General features: G+C 57.3%; 12 protein-coding genes and 1 pseudogene. 5 read left to right on the top strand and 8 right to left on the bottom strand.

Features of this window, described 5'->3' with window-relative positions; all coding sequences use genetic code 11:
• Nucleotides 1-195: 195 nt before the first annotated feature.
• Nucleotides 196-3,060, top strand: coding sequence for a hypothetical protein (locus ACA059_RS16545; RefSeq protein WP_497630121.1), 2,865 nt, complete (start codon nt 196-198; stop codon nt 3,058-3,060).
• A 297-nt stretch (nt 3,061-3,357) separates the two neighbouring features.
• Nucleotides 3,358-6,035 (top strand): annotated as a pseudogene (locus ACA059_RS16540) (autotransporter outer membrane beta-barrel domain-containing protein).
• Between the two features lie 86 nt (nt 6,036-6,121).
• Here the strand turns inward: ACA059_RS16540 and ACA059_RS16535 are convergent.
• From ACA059_RS16535 to ACA059_RS16515, 5 genes are all read right to left on the bottom strand, one after another.
• On the bottom strand, nt 6,122-6,730 hold the full coding sequence (locus ACA059_RS16535) for a LysE family translocator (protein ID WP_497630120.1): 609 nt from the start codon (nt 6,728-6,730) through the stop codon (nt 6,122-6,124).
• 51 nt (nt 6,731-6,781) lie between these two features.
• The gene (locus ACA059_RS16530; protein WP_497630119.1) at nt 6,782-7,621 is read right to left on the bottom strand and encodes an AraC family ligand binding domain-containing protein; all 840 of its coding nucleotides are present in this window, start codon (nt 7,619-7,621) and stop codon (nt 6,782-6,784) included.
• Nucleotides 7,622-7,697: 76 nt separating this feature from the next.
• Nucleotides 7,698-8,339: a DUF1345 domain-containing protein gene (locus ACA059_RS16525; RefSeq protein WP_497630118.1), complete on the bottom strand. Its 642-nt coding sequence runs from the start codon at nt 8,337-8,339 to the stop codon at nt 7,698-7,700.
• Between the two features lie 163 nt (nt 8,340-8,502).
• Complete coding sequence (locus ACA059_RS16520; RefSeq protein WP_497630117.1) at nt 8,503-11,601, bottom strand: multidrug efflux RND transporter permease subunit; 3,099 nt, start codon at nt 11,599-11,601, stop codon at nt 8,503-8,505.
• Between the two features lie 15 nt (nt 11,602-11,616).
• Nucleotides 11,617-12,774: an efflux RND transporter periplasmic adaptor subunit gene (locus tag ACA059_RS16515; protein ID WP_497630116.1), complete on the bottom strand. Its 1,158-nt coding sequence runs from the start codon at nt 12,772-12,774 to the stop codon at nt 11,617-11,619.
• A 267-nt stretch (nt 12,775-13,041) separates the two neighbouring features.
• Between ACA059_RS16515 and ACA059_RS16510 the strand changes: the two genes are divergently transcribed.
• The 3 genes from ACA059_RS16510 (at nt 13,042) to ACA059_RS16500 (ending at nt 17,491) form a co-directional block, all read left to right on the top strand.
• Nucleotides 13,042-13,743, top strand: a complete 702-nt coding sequence (locus tag ACA059_RS16510; RefSeq protein WP_008155184.1) for a response regulator — start codon at nt 13,042-13,044, stop codon at nt 13,741-13,743.
• A gap of 4 nt (nt 13,744-13,747) precedes the next feature.
• Nucleotides 13,748-15,049 (top strand): ATP-binding protein, encoded by a 1,302-nt coding sequence (locus tag ACA059_RS16505; protein ID WP_497630115.1) that lies wholly within the window; start codon nt 13,748-13,750, stop codon nt 15,047-15,049.
• Nucleotides 15,050-15,214: 165 nt separating this feature from the next.
• Nucleotides 15,215-17,491 (top strand): hypothetical protein, encoded by a 2,277-nt coding sequence (locus ACA059_RS16500; protein ID WP_497630114.1) that lies wholly within the window; start codon nt 15,215-15,217, stop codon nt 17,489-17,491.
• A gap of 224 nt (nt 17,492-17,715) precedes the next feature.
• Here the strand turns inward: ACA059_RS16500 and pncA are convergent, their stop codons facing one another.
• The 3 genes from pncA to ACA059_RS16485 are packed head-to-tail and all read right to left on the bottom strand — an operon-like array spanning nt 17,716 to nt 19,666.
• Entirely contained in the window at nt 17,716-18,345 is a 630-nt protein-coding gene (pncA, locus tag ACA059_RS16495) for a bifunctional nicotinamidase/pyrazinamidase (RefSeq protein WP_497630113.1), read from the bottom strand.
• A 50-nt stretch (nt 18,346-18,395) separates the two neighbouring features.
• A complete protein-coding gene (locus tag ACA059_RS16490) occupies nt 18,396-19,172 on the bottom strand; it encodes an anti-sigma factor family protein (protein ID WP_497630112.1) in 777 nt (258 codons plus the stop codon).
• Nucleotides 19,169-19,666 (bottom strand): RNA polymerase sigma factor, encoded by a 498-nt coding sequence (locus ACA059_RS16485; RefSeq protein WP_497634690.1) that lies wholly within the window; start codon nt 19,664-19,666, stop codon nt 19,169-19,171. The genes ACA059_RS16490 and ACA059_RS16485 overlap by 4 nt, the downstream gene beginning before the upstream one ends.
• Between the last annotated feature and the right edge of the window lie 17 nt (nt 19,667-19,683).

Raw genomic sequence — 19,683 nt, 5'->3', positions numbered from 1 at the left:
GCGGTAGCTTTTTGTTGTTGGATTGGCTTTTTTGTATTCGTGAAACCGGTTTCAGGAAACACTAATCCCTGCCTATTCGTCAAGCCGCGTTCATCGCCGACGAACTTGTGCAACGGCTAGTTTCCCGACGAACGGTTGGCTTACCTGTCAGATATGACAGTAGGCAAGTGCGATGGATAAGCGCTTAATTCTTCCATGAGCGACACGAAAGTTACGCGCAGTGATTCTACCATCAAACGGGTAAAAGCGATGACGGCGAAGTTATCAGAGTCAGACGCAGGCATATTGGCGGCTCCACTTTCAGTGGAAGGTATCGATGATAGTGATATGGAGGGATATGTTCCCCTCGATATCTTGCGCAATGGAACGCGCATTGTCATTCCTTACTGGCCCAGTCCCCTGGACAATGATGAACTTTGGATATCAATATTTCGAAGCGGAGTTGAGCAAAGGCTTTACACGGAGTTCTTCAGCCCGCCACAACCAGACTTTTTATATTTCAGACTGACGCCCCAGCATTTGGCAACCGATGGCATTGTATTTTTATCTTATAAAGTCTGGAAAGGTTCGGGCGGTATCCCCGACCCTTCGCCAGAAAGAAAATTGACTATTGATCACACTCTACCTCTCGTTCTGGAGGAACCGACATTTCCCCATGCCACGATTTGGGGGTATCTGAACAACAAAACGTTTCCTCCACTGGCATCCGGCGCAACCGTTGCGATACCCGCTACAACGGGCATTGCAGCACCTGGCGATATCGTCAAAGTACATTGGCAAGGTTATTTAAGTTTGAATGGAAGTGGTCCGCCTGTGACGAATACGTATGGCGCTTTTGATAAGAGATTACAACAGCAGGATATTGATAAGGGATATGAACAAGTCGTCCCATTTGATCCTCAAATTAAACCTCTTTTTGATAACGACTCGGCCCTCGTCTATTGGCAGTTGTTTGGAAGTGGGCGGCTGATCGGTGTGTCAAAAAAAGGTTTGGTGAAAATAGACAGAGTAACACCCGGCGAAAGTGGCCCTTCTGGCCTGAGTATACAAGGAGAGACGAAGATGACACTGAAATTTGTACCGAAAGTTCAAAGAGCCGAGTCCATTGCTGTGGCAGGCGCTGGGCCTTTCTCGGATATCTCGGTAGATACACTGGCGGAAGGTTTTATCGCAAAAAGTGTACTGGATTCCGGAAGTCTGACCATAAACTTTACTCGGACTGTAGATGAACTCGATGGTGATAATCTGGATGTTTACTATGGGGTAAAAGGTCAGGCTCTAACTCCATATGACCAGACGATTGAACTTGGACCAATTAGTCAAAGGCCTGTGGGCACCATTCCATTGCCTTTGCCCGCACGCCTGTTTCCAGAAATGCCTACCCCCGCGGCTCCTACAACTTATGAGGTTATGATCAGACTCTATAAAGGCGGTGGCGGTAACGAGGATCCGTCCAATACCGTGGAGTTTGTAATCGACACCACTGCGCCTTTTAAAACGAAGAATCCCAGAGGCGAAGCAAGACCGACGCCAGCCCCTGTTTTTGTCAATCAACCCGCAGATGCGCAACGAACAGTCAACGAAGCATGGATGGCTTCAGCCGCGAACGAAAACTTAAACTTTACGGTGAATGTTGGTTATGCGCTGCGCCGTCTTGACGATAATCTCCGCGTCTGGCTTCAGGCCGGCACGCAGAGAGTGGAGGTGTTTAACGCTGCAGTCCTTTCTACCGGTGCGTTTTCGATCCCAAATACTGCATTACGCCAATTTCCGAACGGGCGGATCAATATTTTGTATCAGTGGACAGACCTTCCCGGTAACGACAGCCTGGAAGCCGCGCCGTCTGCCGTTCTGACCCTGGCGCTTGCGCAACGTCCGTTGGCGAAAAAAGCGCCTCTGGTGCCCAAAACTGATCCGGGTTACAGCACGCCGCTTTATCTGGACGATATTGCCGGTGGGATTAATGCCATCGTCGAAAACGCGTATATCGAACACGCGGAGCCGGGTGATCAAATTCTTCTAATTATTGAAGATCCCGCCGACGCGAATATTTTTGTTGAACTTGGCCCACAACCCTGGACCAACGCCAATTTGACTTTTAATCTTCCTTACGCTGATCTTGCCAAGATATTTGACGGATCCGATGAACCCAAGGACGCCTCAATCCGATATGAAATAGTTCGAACCGGGATGATCCCAAATGTTCCTTCACCAGCTGTCACCTTCTCGCTGGCATTCGATTACGCAGGTCCAGTGAATCCAGATCTTCCGGATCTTACGAACTCGGTTCTCCAGTTACCTGTTGTCACCGGTGCTTCCCTCACACCGAACAGCTTGTTGCCCGGCGATCGCGACAAGGCGGGTAAATTTAAAGTGACGCTTGGAATCTCGGATCCGGATATTACTCCGGATCAGACGGTCAAGTGCTACCTTAATAATCAGTTTGTGAACGACTTCGTACCGTTTGTAGATGTAAATGAGTTTGAAGTTGATATTACGGCAGACATTATCTCCAGACTCCCCACTCCGGAAGTTCAAGCTCACTGGACGATCCAGAAGTCAGGCATCGACAAGAACGTCATGAAGTCTAGGCCCCAACCGGTCCGGGTGGGCGGTATTCCGATCAATTTACCTCTGCCCACGATCAGAATCCGTAATCCTGCAAATCGTGATTACATCGAATGTTTTGCGATGACCAGCCCCACTAGCGGTTATGTACTGGGCTTGCTTATTCCAAAGGATCCGCTTCTTCCGCCGGGTAAAAACATCACAGTGCATTTTGAGGCCCACAGAAATGTGGCGGGTACTGATTTAATTCTGGGGACGACGGCTTCGGCAGCTTATGTCATCAAGGCCGCCGGTACGGCTGACGTAGCGCCAGTGGGTAGTGCTACGGAATTCAAAGCAGCGCAACCGGTACGAGGAGCGGTTGCTTATGGGAAGTACTGGTATACAACTGATATTAATGGCGAGCAAACGTCTGTGCCGATTGTCAAACAGTTGGATACTATCAGTAATAGTTTCGAATATTGCGATCGGACTGCGGCTCCCGCACCTTAAAAATTTGCATTAGTTTGATCTGTGTCACGAGGGAGACTTGATTGTCTCTCTCGCGATTTTTTTCCGGCTGAGAAGATGCAGGAGCGGATAATAAACACGTCCCTGAAGGATAATTCTCTAAGCAATAAGGACTTTTCCTACATCAGACTTTCGCGTTTCTCATTAGGCTGTCGAACGTTTTTTGGGTGGGTGTTTTCAACGCTGCCGAAAGAACAGCTTCAGTAATTGTGCAGGTTTGAGGAATTTCCTATGCCTTTGTTTTCGATTTCAAAACACCCTAACGCTATTAGAGGATTAATGCTCGCGGCTGCACTCGCTGCCTCTCCCGAGGCCTACAGTCGAACACTTTTGCCAGGCGAAAGTGCAGTGGTCACGAATCCACCCGCACCGGAAGCATGGGCGGTATCCCAACGGGGAACACTGACCATCAACAATGCTGATGCGCTGACGATCAGTTCACAAAATGCCAATGTCGTTTTCAACGGTGGCCAGAGCCAGCGAATCAATGCTGACACTTCCGTGCTTAACCTTTCAGGGGCCAACGTTAACAGCGCGGCCGGTAGGGGGGCGATACAACTGATCGACAGCAGCGCCACGATCGACAACAAGACGACCATCACCAGTTCGAACAGTTTTGGTCTTCTATTGGGCCGCAATATCAACACACCCGCCTCCTCGAGTGCGACGGTCAAGGGTGGAAGCACTATCACCGGCCTTCCCGGGGGCGCGAATGCAGTTGGTTTCGCGGTGTTGAACGTCGAAAAGTCGACTATCCGTGGCACCGGTACGACCAGTTACGGTGTGCAATTGGGCGGCTCAACGCTTTCAGCGACGGGCAGCACCATTTCCGGAGAGCAGGATGGCCTGCAAATCGTGACCGACTCCGTCGGTATCAACGCCAGCACCGTAACGCTCAACAATACAAGCGTCAGGGGTGGTACGGGTTCGGCAATCGTGCTGGGTTCGTCCGGGGCTGCGGGAGCAGTCGCCAACATCAATGTTCTCGGCGGCACTGAACTGATTGGCGGCAACGGTACGTTGTTGCAGGCGACAAATCGTTCTACTGCCAATCTTACCGTCGACGCCAGTGCCTTGAAGGGTAATGTGATTGTCGACACCGGCAGTACCGTCGCGCTGTCGATGCAAAACGCAGCGTCCATCGAAGGCAATTTTCAAAACGTTACGCGGGTAAATCTCGACTCCCGCAGCGTATTGAACGGCAATGTGCTGGCAGTTGCAGGCACGGGTGCCACGGTCGACCTGAACAACGGCTCTACGATCAACGGCAATGTCGAAAATGTCGCCAGCCTGTCGCTGAACAATGCGAGCAGCATGACCGGGGACGTCAACACGGATACCAATGGCAGCTCGCGGGTAAATCTCGATTCCCGCAGCGTACTGAACGGCAATGTGCTGGCAGTTGCAGGCACGGGTGCCACGGTCAACCTGAACAACGGCTCTACGATCAACGGCAATGTTGAACATGTCGCCAGCCTGTCGCTGAACAATGCGAGCAGCATGACCGGGGACGTCAACACGGATGCCAATGGCAGCGTGCTGCTGGACAACGGTTCGGTACTGACCGGCCAGATCAACAATTCCGGAAACCTCAATATTAACAACGCAGCGCAGTGGGTGATGACCGGCGACAGTAACGTGCAACGTCTTGCCCTGAATGATGGCGTGGTTCGCATGGGTACCAACGAGCAGTTCCAGCAACTGAACGTGGGTGATCTTTCCGGTAAGGGTACGTTTGTGATGGGCAGCGATCTGGGCAACGGTGACACCGACTTCCTGAACGTCACCGGCAACGCGACGGGCAACATCAACTGCAGATCAGCGCTACCGGTACGACACCTGTCACGGCTGAAGCGGTGAAGGTCGGTAATATCGCCGCTGGCGACGCGAGCTTCTCGCTGGGCGGTCGTGAAACCGTGGACGCAGGTACGTTTGTGTACCGATTGGCCAAGGAAGGTCAGGGTTTGTACCTGAATCCAGATAAGGAAACGGTCAGTACCTCAAGTAATACTGCGTTGGCCCTGGCCGGGAGTGCGCGCAGTGTGCTGAATGCTGAAGGGGCCATGCTTAGCGACCAATTGGGGGACCGGAGCCTGAGCGTCCGACCGCAAGCATCGATGCGCTCGATGAACGACAGCTCGGTGAAAAACCTCAGCAACAGTGTCTGGGTTCGCACTTATGGCAACCAGTACAACGTTGGTAACGCCTATGGTGATGGCTACACCCAGAATCAGACCGGAATTACTGGTGGTGCCGACACAACAGTGGATCTTGTTGGCAGGTCGTGGGTGCTGGGCGGATTTGTCGGAACAAGCCATACCAAAATGGATCTCAAATACGGCTCCAGCGCCACCGTCGACAGCCTGAATGCCGGTGTTTACGGCAGCACGTTCGATGTTGAAAGCGGTGTATTCGTCAATGTCATGGCCAAGATCAACCAGTTCGATAACAAGGCCAAGGTCACCATGAGTGATGGCACTCGGGCCAAGGGTGATTACAAGGCCTTGGGTGCCAGTGGATCGGTGGCCGTAGGCAAGCATATCCGTCTCAAGGATGATTATTTTGTCGAGCCTCAAGTACAGGTCTCGACGGGGGTCATCCAAAGCGAGAGCTACAGGCTCGACAATGGTCTCGAAGTCAAAGCCGATACCATGCGTTCCTTTCAAGGCAAGGTGGGTGTTCGTGGTGGGCGTGTCATCACCCTCGACAACGGCAGCCTTCTAGAGCCGAGCCTGTCCACAGCGGTCAATCATGAGTTTGTGAAAACCAACGAGGTCAAGATCAACGACGAGAGCTTCGATGATGATCGCGCCAGCAGCTCTATCGAATATGGCGCCGGCTTGAAGTGGACACCGGCGCAACGCAACTGGCAGGTTTCCGGCCAGGTGGGTGGCAGCAAAGGTACAACGGTCAGTCAGGATTGGAGCGGTAGCTTGAGGCTGAGTTACTTCTTCTAATAGAGGGAGTGTCTTGCGGTCATTCAACAAAAAAATGCCCCGAATGCTTCGGGGCATTTTTGTACCTGTTGTGCTGACGCAGTGCGTCAAGTCAACGTGAGCCAGGTAGAACCCAGTAGCAGCAGTGCCATTGCCTGATTAAAACGCTGGATGGCTTTTGCCGAGCCAAACCATCTGGTTGCTCCCTTTCCCAGCAATGCCCAAACACCCAGACACGGCAGCGAGACCAGGAAAAATGCCAGCGACAGGTAGACAGTTTGAAACTGTCGATTATCGCCGGATCCGGCAAATACACCGACCACGGCAAATGCCATCATCCAGGTCTTGGGATTGACCAGTTGTAAGCCAGCGGCCGCCCATAATCCAAACCTTTGCTGGTGTCCTTTATCAACATCGAAGGTCGTGACCGGTGTATGGAAAATTTGCCAGGCCAAGTAACTAAGCCAAGCGATTCCGCTCCATTGCATCAGCGATTGCACCCCTGGTAGTCCGGCAAGCGACTGACCAACACCGCTGCCTACTAACAACACAATCAATGCCGCACTCGCGCAGGCTCCGAAGATGATCGGCAATGCGGCTTTGAAACCGTACCTCGCACTGTTACTCAGCACCAATATGTTTGTCGGCCCCGGCGTAATGGAGGCGACGAAAGCGAACAGCAAAAATGGCAGCAGCGTGGGAAAGGTGGACAACATGGCAGCGGACTCCGTGAATGATCTCAGGAGCCGATGCTCACAAAGTCCGGGTCATGCGTCTGGAAGATTTGAGCAGCGCTTGCGATACAGCGCCGGAGTTAAGCCATATGCCCGCACAAACCAGCGGCCCAGGTGACTCTGATCGGCAAACCCCAGTTCCATCGCCACCGTCGCCGGTTGCTCGCCACGGGCCAGCATTCGCCGGGCGGTCGCCAGGCGCAATTGCACAAGGTAGGCGTGGGGTGCCATGCCATAAGCGGCCTTGAAGGCGCGGGTCAGGCGGAAGCGATCAACTCCGGTGACGGCGGCCAGTTGGTCGAGGCCGATGTCGTATTGAGCGTTGGCATGCAGGTACTCCCGAGCCTTCTGCGCCACCAGCGGCAGGCGCGGATCCTCGCCATAGCGGGCGCGCCAGTGCAGGTGACTGGTCAGGCGTTCGAGCAAACCGTCGAGGGCGGTCTGGCGGACGATCTTCAGCTCACCGTGATGCAGGGTTTGAAACGCCAGACTGGTGGCGTGGGCCAGTCGCGAGTCGCTGGCCAGGGTGTTGGCGAAACTCAATTGACTGTTGTCGGGGGCATTTTCGAAGACTGCACTGAGTTCACGTTTCAGCCACTGCGGGTCGAGGTACAGCATGCGGTAGGTGAAACCGTCTTCGGTTGGCGCTTCACCGTCGTGGATGTCACCCGGCTCGAGCAGAAACACCTTGCCCGGCGTGCTTTGGTGCTTTGCTCGCCGACAGTGAAACTGCTGAACCCCTTGTTCGGTCACACCCACCAGATAGCTGTCATGCCAGTGCGGGTCGTAGGCATGGCCTTCGAAATGCGCGCGCAGGGTCTCGATGCCGGTGTCGGCGTCCTGGGCCAGGTCGATCCAGTTGTGAGTCGTCATGCTGCACCTGTGAGACGGATAGCCGACTTATTTAACGCCTGCGCCGAGCATGATGACTAGAACGTTTGTGCAGGGATTAGTTGAACAGTCCCGCCGCGATGTTGATCGAGAACCCGAGAATGGCCGTGTTGAACAGAAAGCCGATCAGCGTCTGCGCCAGGACAATCTTGCGCAAATCCCGAGTCGCCACGCCAACATCGGACGTCTGGACCGCCGCGCTGATGGTGAAAGAGAAATACAGGAAGTCCCAGTAATTGGGGGTTGTCAGACCTTCAGCAAAACGCAGTGCGGGGTCTTTGCCGCCCCAGGTGTAGAACAGACGGGCGTAGTGCACGCTGAAAATCACCCCGATCAGCAGCCATGAACCGATCACGGTCAATGCAGTAAAGCCGTAGTGCAACAGCTTGCGGGTCGTTTCCAGGTCCCTGCTGCCGGCCAGTTCAAAGGCGATGGTCGCCAGGCTCGCCACCGCGGCGATGCATACAACAAACAGCACCAGCCCGGCGTTTTCGTCTTCGACCTCGGCAATGCGTTTCACATCCGGCGCTTTGGCGCGCGCGGTGAGCCAGAGCATCAGGACCAGGTAAGTCCAGACGCAGGCATTCCAGCCGAAGAGGATTTTGCTGATGATCGAGTCGGCCGGCGCCAGAATACCCACGGCAATGCCAAGCGCGGCGGCGGAGGAGAGGCGAGGGTGGGTGCGGGCGAGGAAGGGCATGTGAACTCACAGAAACAGAAGTCTCCCCACCATAGCCCAGGTAAACGCGCTTTTGTAGGAGCTGCCGAAGGCTGCGATCTTTTGAAGTCAAGGAATACTGTCGAAGGTCAAGATCAAAAGATCGCAGCCTTCGGCAGCTCCTACAGGGGACTGGTTGTGTGGGTTAGATTGTCTTATGGCGTTTGCGCACAAGCTTCATCACCACCACAAAAAACACCGGCACAAACACCACCGCCAGCGTCGCGGTGATCATCCCGCCAATCACCCCGGTGCCGATAGCTTGCTGGCTCGCCGAACTGGCCCCGGTGGCAATCGCCAGCGGCACCACACCAAGAATGAACGCCAGCGACGTCATCACAATCGGCCGCAGTCGCAGGCGCGCGGCTTGCAGGGTGGCGTCGATCAGGTCATGGCCTTCGTCGTACAGGCTCTTGGCGAACTCGATGATCAGGATCGCGTTCTTCGCCGACAGCCCGATGATGGTGATCAACCCGACCTTGAAGAACACGTCATTGGGCATCCCGCGCAAGGTCACGGCCAGTACCGCGCCGAGTACGCCGAGCGGCACCACCAGCAGCACCGAGGTCGGAATCGACCAGCTCTCATACAACGCGGCCAGACAAAGAAACACGATCAGCAACGACAAACCGAGCAGGATCGGAGCCTGACTGCCGGATAACCGCTCCTGCAAAGATAACCCGGTCCATTCCTGCCCCAATCCCGCCGGGCCAAGTGCAACCAGTCGTTCGATTTCCGCCATGGCTTCGCCGGTGCTGTAACCGGGCGACGGTTCACCGGAAATACTGATCGCCGGGTAGCCGTTGTAACGGGTCAACTGCGCCGGGCCCTGGGTCCACTTGGCCTGGACGAAGGCCGACAACGGCACCATTTTCCCGGCGCTGTTGCGCACGTGAATCTTCAGCAGATCGGCGACCTGACTGCGCTGATCGCCTTCAGCCTGCACCACCACACGCTGCATCCGCCCCTGATTGGGGAAGTCGTTGATGTAGGCCGAACCGACGGCAGTGGACAGCACATTGCCAATGTCGGCAAAGGAAACACCCAGCGCGTTGGCCTGTTTGCGGTCGACTTCCAATTGCACCTGCGGCGCTTCGGCCAGGGCGCTTTCGCGCACGTTCATCAAGATCGGACTTTTCTCGGCGGCAGCGAGCAATTCTCTGCGCGCCTGCATCAGCGTGGCATGGCCGAGGCCGCCACGATCCTGCAAGCGGAACTCGAAACCGCTGGAGGTGCCCAGGCCGTCAACCGGCGGCGGCAGTATCGAAAACGCCACGGCTTCCTTGATCTGGCTCAGCGCGATGTTGGCGCGGTCGGCAATGGAACTGGCCGAGTCGTCGCTGCCCCGATCAGACCAGTCTTTGAGCGTGGTAAACGTCAGCGCGGCGTTCTGCCCGCTACCAGAGAAGCTGAAACCGAGAATCACCGTGCTGTCGCCAACACCCGGCTCCGTAGCGTTATGGGCTTCGATCTGCTCGACCACCTGCACCGTGCGGTTCTTGCTTGCACCCGGCGGCAGTTGAATGTCGGTGATGGTGTAACCCTGATCTTCCACCGGCAGGAACGAGGAGGGCAGTCGACTGAAGCACACGCCCAATCCGATCAGCAGCACGCCATAGATCAGCAGGTAACGTCCCGTGCGTTTCAGCGCATAGGCGACCCAGCCCTGATAACGCTCGGTCAGTTGCTCGAAACGCCGGTTGAACCAGCCGAAGAACCCGCGCTTCTCGTGATGCTCGCCCTTGGCAATCGGCTTGAGCAACGTTGCGCACAGCGCCGGGGTCAAGGTCAGGGCGAGGAACGCCGAGAACAGAATCGAAGTCGCCATCGACAAAGAGAACTGCCGATAAATCACCCCGACCGACCCCTGCATGAACGCCATCGGAATGAACACCGCGACCAGCACCAGCGTGATACCGATGATCGCCCCGGTGATCTGCTTCATCGCCTTGCGCGTTGCCTCTTTGGGCGACAGGCCCTCGGTGGCCATGATCCGCTCGACGTTTTCCACCACCACAATCGCGTCATCCACCAGGATACCGATGGCCAGCACCATGCCGAACATGGTCAGCACATTGATCGAGAACCCCAGCGCCAGCATGGTCGCAAAGGTGCCCATCAGCGCCACCGGCACTACCAGCGTTGGGATCAGCGTGTAGCGGATGTTTTGCAGGAACAGGAACATCACCGCGAACACCAGCAACATCGCCTCGCCAAGGGTGTAAACCACCTTGGTGATCGAGACTTTGACGAAGGGCGAGGTGTCGTACGGGATCTTGTATTCCACGCCCGCCGGGAAGTAGCGCGCCAGTTCGTCCATCTTCGCCCGCACTAACGTAGCAGTGCTCAAGGCATTGGCGCCCGGTGCCAACTGCACGCTGACGGCGGTCGACGGTTTGCCGTTGAGGCGCGTAGAGAACTGATATTCCTGACTGCCGATCTCGACGCGCGCTACATCGCCGATGCGCACGGTGGAGCCATCGGGATTGGCTTTCAGGACAATGTCGGCGAATTCTTCCGGCGTCGACAACTGGCCTTTGACCAGAATGGTCGCGGTGATTTCCTGGGTGGTGCGGGTCGGCAAATCGCCGATGCTGCCGGCCGACACTTGTGCGTTCTGCGCGACGATGGCGGCGTTGACGTCGGCCGGGGTCAGGTTGAAACCGATCAGCTTCTGCGGGTCGATCCAGATCCGCATCGCCCGTTCGGCACCGTACAGCTGCGCCTTGCCGACGCCGTCCAGGCGCTTGATCTCGTTCATCACGTTGCGCGCCAGGTAATCGCTGAGCGCCACGTCGTCGAGCTTGCCGTCGCTGGAGGTGAGAGTGATCAGCAGCAGGAAACCGGCGGAGACTTTCTCCACCTGCAAACCCTGTTGCGTCACCGCTTGAGGCAGGCGCGACTCGACCACTTTCAGGCGGTTTTGCACATCGACCTGGGCCATTTCCGGATCGGTGCCCGGCTGGAACGTCGCGGTGATGGTGGCGCTGCCGAGGCTGCTCTGGGATTCGAAATACAGCAGATGGTCCGCGCCGTTGAGTTCTTCCTCGATCAGGCTGACCACGCTTTCGTCCACGGTTTGCGCCGAAGCACCGGGGTACACGGCGTAGATTTCGACTTTCGGCGGCGCGACGTTGGGGTATTGCGCCACCGGCAACTGTGGAATGGCCAAGGCGCCGGCCAACAGGATGAACAGGGCAACCACCCAGGCGAACACCGGGCGATCGATAAAGAACTGCGGCATAAAGAAGCGTCCTGCTTACTGACCAGAAGCCTGGGCAAGTGGAAGAGGGGTGTCGTCGATCTGCACTTTTTCGCCGGGACGGGCGTGTTGCAGGCCTTCGGTGACGATTCGATCACCGGGCTTGAGGCCGCCGGTGACGATCCAGCGATCGTTCTGCACGGCGCCCAGTTCTACCGGTTGCTGGCCGACCCGCTGTTCGGCGTCGAGCAACAGCACTTGGGCGATGCCGGCACTGTCACGCTGAATGGCCCGTTGCGGCACGCTGATGCCTTGCTGATTGACCGCTTGCTCCAGACGTACGCGCACGAAGCTGCCCGGCAGCAAGTCGAGGTCCGGGTTGGGGAATTCGCTGCGCAGAATGATCTGACCGGTGCCGGGGTCGACGGTGATGTCGGCGAACAGCAACTTGCCCGGCAACGGATAGAGACTGCCGTCGTCCTGGATCAGCGTGGCTTTGGCCTGGTCCTGACCGACCTGCTGCAACTGGCCGGAACGGAACGCCCGGCGCAGGTCGTTGAGTTCGCGGGTCGATTGGGTGAGGTCGGCATGGATGGGGTTCAGTTGCTGGATCAATGCCAGCGGTGTGGTTTCGTTCTGCCCGACCAGTGCGCCTTCGGTCACCAACGCGCGGCCGATGCGCCCGGAGATCGGCGCCGTGACCGTGGCGTAACCCAGGTTGAGTTTCGCCCGTTCCACGGCGGCTTTGTTCGCGGCGACGTCGGCAGCCGTTTGCCGGGCACTGGCCCGGGCGTTGTCATAATCCTGGCCGCTGATGGCATTGCCTTCGATCAACTGCGCATAACGCTGCTCTTGCAGGCGCGCCTGGAATGCATTGGCTTCAGCCTTGCGCAGCGCTGCTTCAGCGCTGTCCAGGTCTGCCTTGAACGGCGCCGGGTCGATACGGAACAGCACTTCGCCTTTTTTCACATCACTGCCTTCACGGAACGCCCGTTGCAACACCACCCCGGCAACCCGGGCGCGGACTTCGGCAATGCGTGGCGCGGCAATCCGCCCGCTCAGTTCACTGGTGATCGACAGGGGGCCGGCTTGGATGGTTTCGATGCGAACCGTGGCCAGAGGCGCCTGTTCTTCGGCCGTCGAGGCCTTGTCACAAGCGCTCAGCGTCACCGCCAGTGCAATCAGGCTGAGCCTGGCAAGCAGATTCTTTGACATGTAATACCCCAATAATGACCCCCCGCATCCTACGGGGAGGCGACGAGGGTAGCGGTGAAGCTTTGTAGGCGCTGTGTGAAATTGTGTAAGGGTTTTACTCAGGCATGGGTGAGGGCGTATATCCTTGGCCGCTTGAAACTTTTTGCGTCTGTCAGGCCGCCTTCGCGAGCAAGCCCGCTCCCACATTTTGAAATGCGTTCCCCTGTGGGAGCGGGCTTGCTCGCGAAGAGGCCCTAAGCATCGCCACTGCACCTTCTGGAAACACCCATGCCTAACATCCTCCTGGTCGAAGACGACACCGCGCTCTCCGAACTGATTGCCAGTTACCTGGAACGCAACGGCTATAGCGTCAGCGTGATCAGTCGTGGTGACCATGTGCGCGAACGTGCGCGGGTCAATCCGCCGGACCTGGTGATCCTCGACCTGATGCTGCCCGGGCTCGATGGCCTGCAAGTCTGTCGCTTGCTGCGCGCCGATTCGGCCACGTTGCCGATCCTGATGCTCACCGCCCGCGACGACAGTCACGATCAGGTGCTGGGCCTGGAAATGGGCGCCGACGACTACGTCACCAAACCCTGCGAACCGCGGGTGTTGCTGGCCCGGGTGCGGACGTTGCTGCGGCGCAGCAGCCTGACTGAACCGCAGACGGCCAACGACCGCATTCTGATGGGCAATCTGTGCATCGACCTGTCCGAGCGCACCGTGACCTGGCGCGAGCAATTGGTCGAGCTGTCCAGCGGTGAATACAACCTGCTGGTGGTGCTTGCTCGGCATGCCGGTGAAGTGCTCAGTCGTGACCAGATTCTGCAGCGCCTGCGCGGCATCGAGTTCAATGGTACCGACCGCTCGGTGGACGTGGCGATTTCCAAGCTGCGGCGCAAGTTCGACGACCACGCCGGCGAGGCGCGCAAGATCAAGACCGTGTGGGGCAAGGGTTACCTGTTCAGCCGTTCCGAGTGGGAATGCTGAGTCGATGTTCAGAATCCTGTTTCGCCTGTATCTGGTGACCATCGTTTCGTACAGTGCGGCGATCTATCTGGTGCCTGACGTGGTGATCAAGGTCTTCCAGGAGCGCTTTGTCACCTACAACCTCGATTACTCGCGCGGGCTGCAAACCCTCATCGTCAAACAGTTTCACGCCGTGCCCCCGGAGCAGTGGCCGGCATTGGCCGCGGAGATGGACAAGGAATTCCAGCCGCTGCACATCGTCCTGACCGGTAACGACGATGCCGATTTCACCCCTGATGAGCGCAAGCGTTTGCAGCGTGGCGAGAACGTCGTGCGCATTGGCGACTGGGGCTGGCGCACCCTGGCAGTGTCGCCGCTGAACGAGCGGACGGTGGTGGAGATGGTCGTGCCGCCGGACCCGATGGACGTCAGCCTGTTGTACTGGAGCATCAACGTGCTGATCGGCGCGACCATGCTCGCCTGCCTGTTGCTGTGGCTGCGCCCGCACTGGCGCGACCTGGAACGCCTCAAAGGTACGGCTGAACGTTTCGGCAAGGGCCACTTGAGCGAGCGCACACAGATTTCCAAAAGCTCCAACATCGGTAGCCTGGCCAACGTCTTCGACACCATGGCTGGCGATATCGAGAACCTGCTCAACCAGCAGCGGGACCTGCTCAATGCCGTCTCTCACGAACTGCGCACGCCCCTGACACGACTGGATTTCGGTCTGGCGCTGGCTCTGTCCGACGATTTACCCGCCGCCAGTCGCGAGCGTCTGCAAGGTCTGGTCGCGCACATTCGCGAACTCGATGAGCTGGTACTGGAACTGTTGTCCTACAGCCGTCTGCAAAACCCGGCGCGGCTGCCGGAGCGGGTCGAGGTGTCGCTGGATGAGTTTATCGACAGCATCCTGGGCAGCGTCGACGAAGAACTGGAATCCCCGGACATCGTTATCGATGTGCTCCTGCATGGACAACTTGAACGCTTCGCCCTCGACCCAAGGTTGACTGCCCGCGCTATTCAGAACCTGCTGCGCAATGCGATGCGCTACTGCGAAAAACGCATTCAGATTGGTGTGCGGGTGTGTGCCAAGGGGGCTGAAATCTGGGTGGACGACGATGGGATCGGTATTCCGGATGAGGAGCGGGAGCGGATTTTCGAACCGTTTTATCGGCTGGATCGCAGTCGGGACCGGGCCACTGGCGGGTTCGGTCTGGGGTTGGCCATCAGTCGTCGGGCGTTGGAAGCTCAGGGCGGCACGCTCACCGTTGAAGCATCGCCGCTGGGTGGGGCACGGTTCCGTTTGTGGTTGCCGGCTACGGCTTGAATCGAGAGCGCCCGAATCGACGGACGGTAGTGATTATCGGGCTGTTTTCAGCCTGACCTGTCACATTTGACAGTAGCCAGACAGTGCGCCATGGATGTTCCATAGCCTCCACAGCCTTCCACCTTTTCCATCCCCGGAACGCTGCCAATGACAGGGAGCGCTTCCATGACCGAGATGTCCGTACTGACGCTATACGCGCCACGAATTCCAGGCTGGAAAGATGTTGTGCCTGGCGCAATCAACGCTCACGGCGGGATTCCACTGGCGTTGACCTACCTCTATCCCGGTCAAGGGGTAAAAGTACTGGTCGATGCTTATCTGGAACAATTGGCCGAAGACAGCATCGATCTTTACCTCAATGGCGTTGTGGTGGATGTGGCTATCGTCAAGTCCACGACGGACAAGCTGTTTACCCTATACCTGCCCGTAAAAGCGCTGCTCGACGGACTCAATACCCTCCACTACACCGTCCGGCGCGGCTCGGAGAATATCGACTCTTCGACGACGTTGCGGGCGTGGTTCCACAAGCAGCGCCCAGGGCTCAAGGACCTTGAAGGTAACCACGAGTGGCACTCGGAACTGGCGATCAATGTATTACCGCCCAACGTGCTGGACGACGGGGTAGACCCTGAACAAGCCCGGCAAGGGGTGATTTGTACCGCGTCTTATCCTTTGACGAGAGCGTTCGACAAGATTCGCGTGAGGTGCGGGGGCGAAACGATCGACCATGTAGTCACCGAGGGTGAGGCGAGATCCGGCGACCCCATTCAGGTACGGATCGAGGAAGCGGTGTTCAAAGAGGTCGGTGATACCGCGAAATGCGCTCTGGTCTATACCGTGTGGGACTGGATTGGTAACAGCGTTGATCTGGACGCGCTCTGGTCGGCAGCCCTCGAACTGTTCGTCAGCCTGAACGGCATCTGGCTGGAACCACCGCTGGTAAGCGAAGACCCGGAGGATGTCTCGGACGATCCGGACAGTATCGATCTGGGCAAACTTGCAGGAAGACCGGCGATTGCCCAAGTGCATGCGCAACGGTCCTGGCAGCGCAAAGACGTTATCGAGCTGACCTGCACGTTCACGTCAGCGACGGGTTTGACCGAGGTGCTGATCCTGACAACGACCGTGGAAAAAGCGCCGTTCATTTACAAACTGTCGGTGCCCCACGCTCACTTCGTGGCCGCGGTGGGTGGTTCAGCCACCTTCAAATATAAGCTGCTGCGCGCGGGCAAAGAGGTAGGCCGGTCCTTCACGACTCGGGTCGATGTGATTGGTGAGGCGCTGATCGATCTGCCGCTGGTCACGGTTGTTGGTGTACCGGGACTGGTGGTTGATCCGCTCGCCAGTTTGGCTGGCCAAATCGCGCGCGTCGAATTTGCCCAAGCGCAGACGGGCGACCTATGCCAACTCTTTGCCCGCCCCGTGACGGAAAACGGCCTGCCGACATTTACCGCCAAGGTATTCAATGCCAATAAACGGGTCAATAACACGCTGACGATTGAAGACCTGGTTGCCCGACACGGCACGGTGATCCGCTTGCCGTGGGAACTGACGCGAAACGGCATCAAGACCCGCTCGAAACCGACATTGCTGACGGTGCAGAAAATTGCCGATGGGGATTCGAGACTGCCAACGCCGAAGGTGCCTCAGGTGCCGGATGACAAGGTGTTGGATTTGAGTAAGTTTGAGGGTGATGCCGAGGTGAAAGTGTTGCCTTGGTTGGGGATTCGGGTTGGGCAAGACGTTGAACTGAAGTGTGTAGGGATCGATAGCGGGGGCGCTGAGTATGTGATTCCACTGCTGGAAGCACATAAAGTGACGGCGGCGGAGATGAACTCGGGGCTGAGTGTGCCGGTGCCGCGGGGGAAACTGCAGGGATTGAAGAATGACAGCACGTTAAAGGTGAGTTTGAGTGTTCTGCTAGGTCAGAAAACTGATGAGGTAAGGCCGGTTCTGTTTCCAATGCGTGAATTGAATGTAAGAGTTTCACCTACGATTCTCACTGAAAACTTTGATCAATTAATGAAAATTATAGTTTCAGGTCAAGTGATTGAAACCTCAACTATGACGATTGGGTTTGTATCGGGGAACGGGCGGGCGGGGATTAGCTCTGTTTCGGATGGGTTCATCACCATCCCGGGGAAAATAGAACGTCAAGCTTTGCATATAGGTTATACAAATTCGGGGACACAACGCATTGCATTGGCCCTGAAGAATCCATGCCTTGAAGTCTCGTTCTGGTACGGCGCGACGGATGTCACCACGAATGTCGCATATTTCTATGGGGTAAACGGCCTATTAGGGCAGCGATCTTTGCTTGTGAACGGGCAAGGTGCCGATGAAATTGTTTTTTCTGAGCCAGGCATTGTTCGAATAGAGATCCAAAGCTCAAGTAACGACTGGTTTTTGTTAGATAACTTTTCATTTGTTTTGAGTCGTTGACTGTATCGGGAATGAGCAAATAACGGGACGGATTTATTTACCGGTCAGTTAGCGTCTGCATTCTCTCGTAGCAGCTGCCGAGCCTGCGAGGCTGCGTTCGAGTGCGCAGCACTCGTAAAACCAGGCAACCGGTTGTTTCAGGAAAACCGCGTCCGTCGGACTTGCGAGGACTGCGTCCTCGAACGCAGCCTCGCAGGCTCGGCAGCTGCTACACCTGTGACGTGTCAGGCGAGTAATTCGGTTGATGGAATCAACCCAACCCCAGCTCCCTGCATCCGATCGATCGCCGCGGCCAGTGAGCCTTCCAGATCAATCGCCCGACACGCATCCATCACCACAAACGCGTTAAACCCTGCCGCCCGAGCATCCAGCGCAGAAAACATCACGCAGAAATCGAGTGCCAGCCCAACCAGATAAACCGTGTCGATACCGCGCTCTTTCAAGTACCCGGCCAAGCCTGTGGTGGTCGTTCGGTCCGCCTCCAGAAACGCCGAGTAACTGTCGATGTCCGGGTTGCAGCCCTTGCGGATGATCAATTGGGCGTGGGGCAAGTCCAGATCCTTGTGCAACTGGGCACCGGGTGTGTCTCGCACACAGTGCTCCGGCCAGAGTGTCTGCTCGCCGTACGGCAGTTGAATCACGTCGTAAGGCGCACGGCCCGGGTGGCTGGAGGCGAACGATGCGTGTCCGGCCGGGTGCCAGTCCTGGGCGATGATGACTTGGGTGAACTGACTGCCGAGGCGATTGATCAATGGCACGATCAGGTCACCTTCGGGTACTGCTAACTGGCCGCCGGGGATGAAGTCGTTCTGTACGTCGATGACCAGCAAGGCTGTGCGTGAAGAAATCGGCATGGGAAGGTTCCTCCTTGGAATTGAGACACCCAGCATAGTGACAAATGAGATCAAGCGCTCAGCCGGCCTCTCAACAATTTCGCCATGTCCTCCAGATCCGCCACCGGGTTATGCCCGATCAACATCCAGGCATGTTGCATGTCAGCCCAATAGACAATGTTCATCCCGTACCGGCGCTCCTGGGCGAAATGCCGACTGCCGCTGTTGGAGCGGGTGATGCACAGCGCCATGGGTCCGTGCGCCGGGTCCAGGTAGGTGATTTGGGCAATGGCGACGCCGTCGTACTCGAGGATTTGCGCGCGCTTGAACTCGGAGCGTGGCAGGGCCAGTTGCGCCGGCACAAGGTTCAGGCCCAGACGTGCATCGATGGTCCGCAGTTGCGCCCGCTGAGCGGCTTCGTCAGTGACCAAGTGGTCCAGGGTTTGCGGCACGTAAAGCGACATGTATTCGGCCACCAGCCCGCGCCAGTTTTCCTTTCTCTGGCTCAACTGCCAACCAATGAACAGCCGGTCCGCCACCACGCCACTCACCACTAGCCCGGCGGCCGCCGCGAGAAACCAGCGCCGATTCATGGCCGGGCGTTCAGGTGAAGGCAAGGTGTCGAGCATCGATTGCAAGCGGTCCACGGGCGCCTGTCGGCCCAACTCGTCGTAGGCCTCCTTGAACGGCAGGCTGCTGCGGGCCAGCCATTGCAGGCGCAGGTTGAGCGTTGGGTCTTCAAGGATGGCCGCGTCGATGCGTTTGCGCTGTTCGCTGTCGAGCTGGTCGTCGAGGTAGGCCACCAGTTGCTCATCCGAGGGTACCGTCGGGCGTGCGTGATCGTTCATCGACGTTCTCCAGTGGAAGGGTTCGGCACGGTGTGCAATGGCGGGTACTCGGCCAGTTTCGCGCGTGCAGCGGCCAGGCGACTCATGACGGTTCCGATGGGCACGTCCAGCACGTCGGCCACTTCGCGGTAGGACAAACCTTCGACATAGGCGAGAAACACCGTTTCGCGCTGGGTTTCGGGCAGGGCATCCACACGCCTGATCACCTGAGCCGCGAGGACATGGGTTTGCGCCGCGTGTTCACCATCGAACGACAAAGCGTTGTCGGCATCCACCAGCCCCTGTCCATGACGCACTCTTCGGGAGCGAACTTCGTTGAGCCAGATCGAATGCAGAATACTCAGCAGCCAGCGGTCCATGCGGGTGCCCGGGACAAACTGCCCGGCTCGCTCGAGTGCCCGCACGCAGGTCGCCTGCACCAGGTCTTCGGCGACATGCCGTTGCCGGGACAACAGCAGGCCGTAGCGCCATAAACGCGCCAGGTGCTGGCCCAGTTCTGCCCGTATTGCCT

It is taken from the genome of Pseudomonas sp. LBUM1647 (assembly GCF_059716175.1).
The sequence above is the reverse complement of the archived record's forward strand: the minus strand, read 5'-3'. Positions and strand labels throughout refer to the sequence as shown.

Bases quoted from the DNA above. Each gene is read 5' to 3' on its own strand.
- ACA059_RS16545 (WP_497630121.1), top strand. From the start codon at position 196: ATGAGCGACACGAAAGTTACGCGCAGTGATTCTACCATCAAACGGGTA.
- ACA059_RS16520 (WP_497630117.1), bottom strand. From the start codon at position 11,601: ATGCCGCAGTTCTTTATCGATCGCCCGGTGTTCGCCTGGGTGGTTGCC.
- ACA059_RS16490 (WP_497630112.1), bottom strand. From the start codon at position 19,172: ATGAACGATCACGCACGCCCGACGGTACCCTCGGATGAGCAACTGGTG.
- pncA (WP_497630113.1), bottom strand. From the start codon at position 18,345: ATGCCGATTTCTTCACGCACAGCCTTGCTGGTCATCGACGTACAGAAC.
- ACA059_RS16530 (WP_497630119.1), bottom strand. From the start codon at position 7,621: ATGACGACTCACAACTGGATCGACCTGGCCCAGGACGCCGACACCGGC.
- ACA059_RS16500 (WP_497630114.1), top strand. From the start codon at position 15,215: ATGACCGAGATGTCCGTACTGACGCTATACGCGCCACGAATTCCAGGC.
- ACA059_RS16525 (WP_497630118.1), bottom strand. From the start codon at position 8,339: ATGCCCTTCCTCGCCCGCACCCACCCTCGCCTCTCCTCCGCCGCCGCG.
- ACA059_RS16515 (WP_497630116.1), bottom strand. From the start codon at position 12,774: ATGTCAAAGAATCTGCTTGCCAGGCTCAGCCTGATTGCACTGGCGGTG.
- ACA059_RS16535 (WP_497630120.1), bottom strand. From the start codon at position 6,730: ATGTTGTCCACCTTTCCCACGCTGCTGCCATTTTTGCTGTTCGCTTTC.
- ACA059_RS16510 (WP_008155184.1), top strand. From the start codon at position 13,042: ATGCCTAACATCCTCCTGGTCGAAGACGACACCGCGCTCTCCGAACTG.
- ACA059_RS16505 (WP_497630115.1), top strand. From the start codon at position 13,748: ATGTTCAGAATCCTGTTTCGCCTGTATCTGGTGACCATCGTTTCGTAC.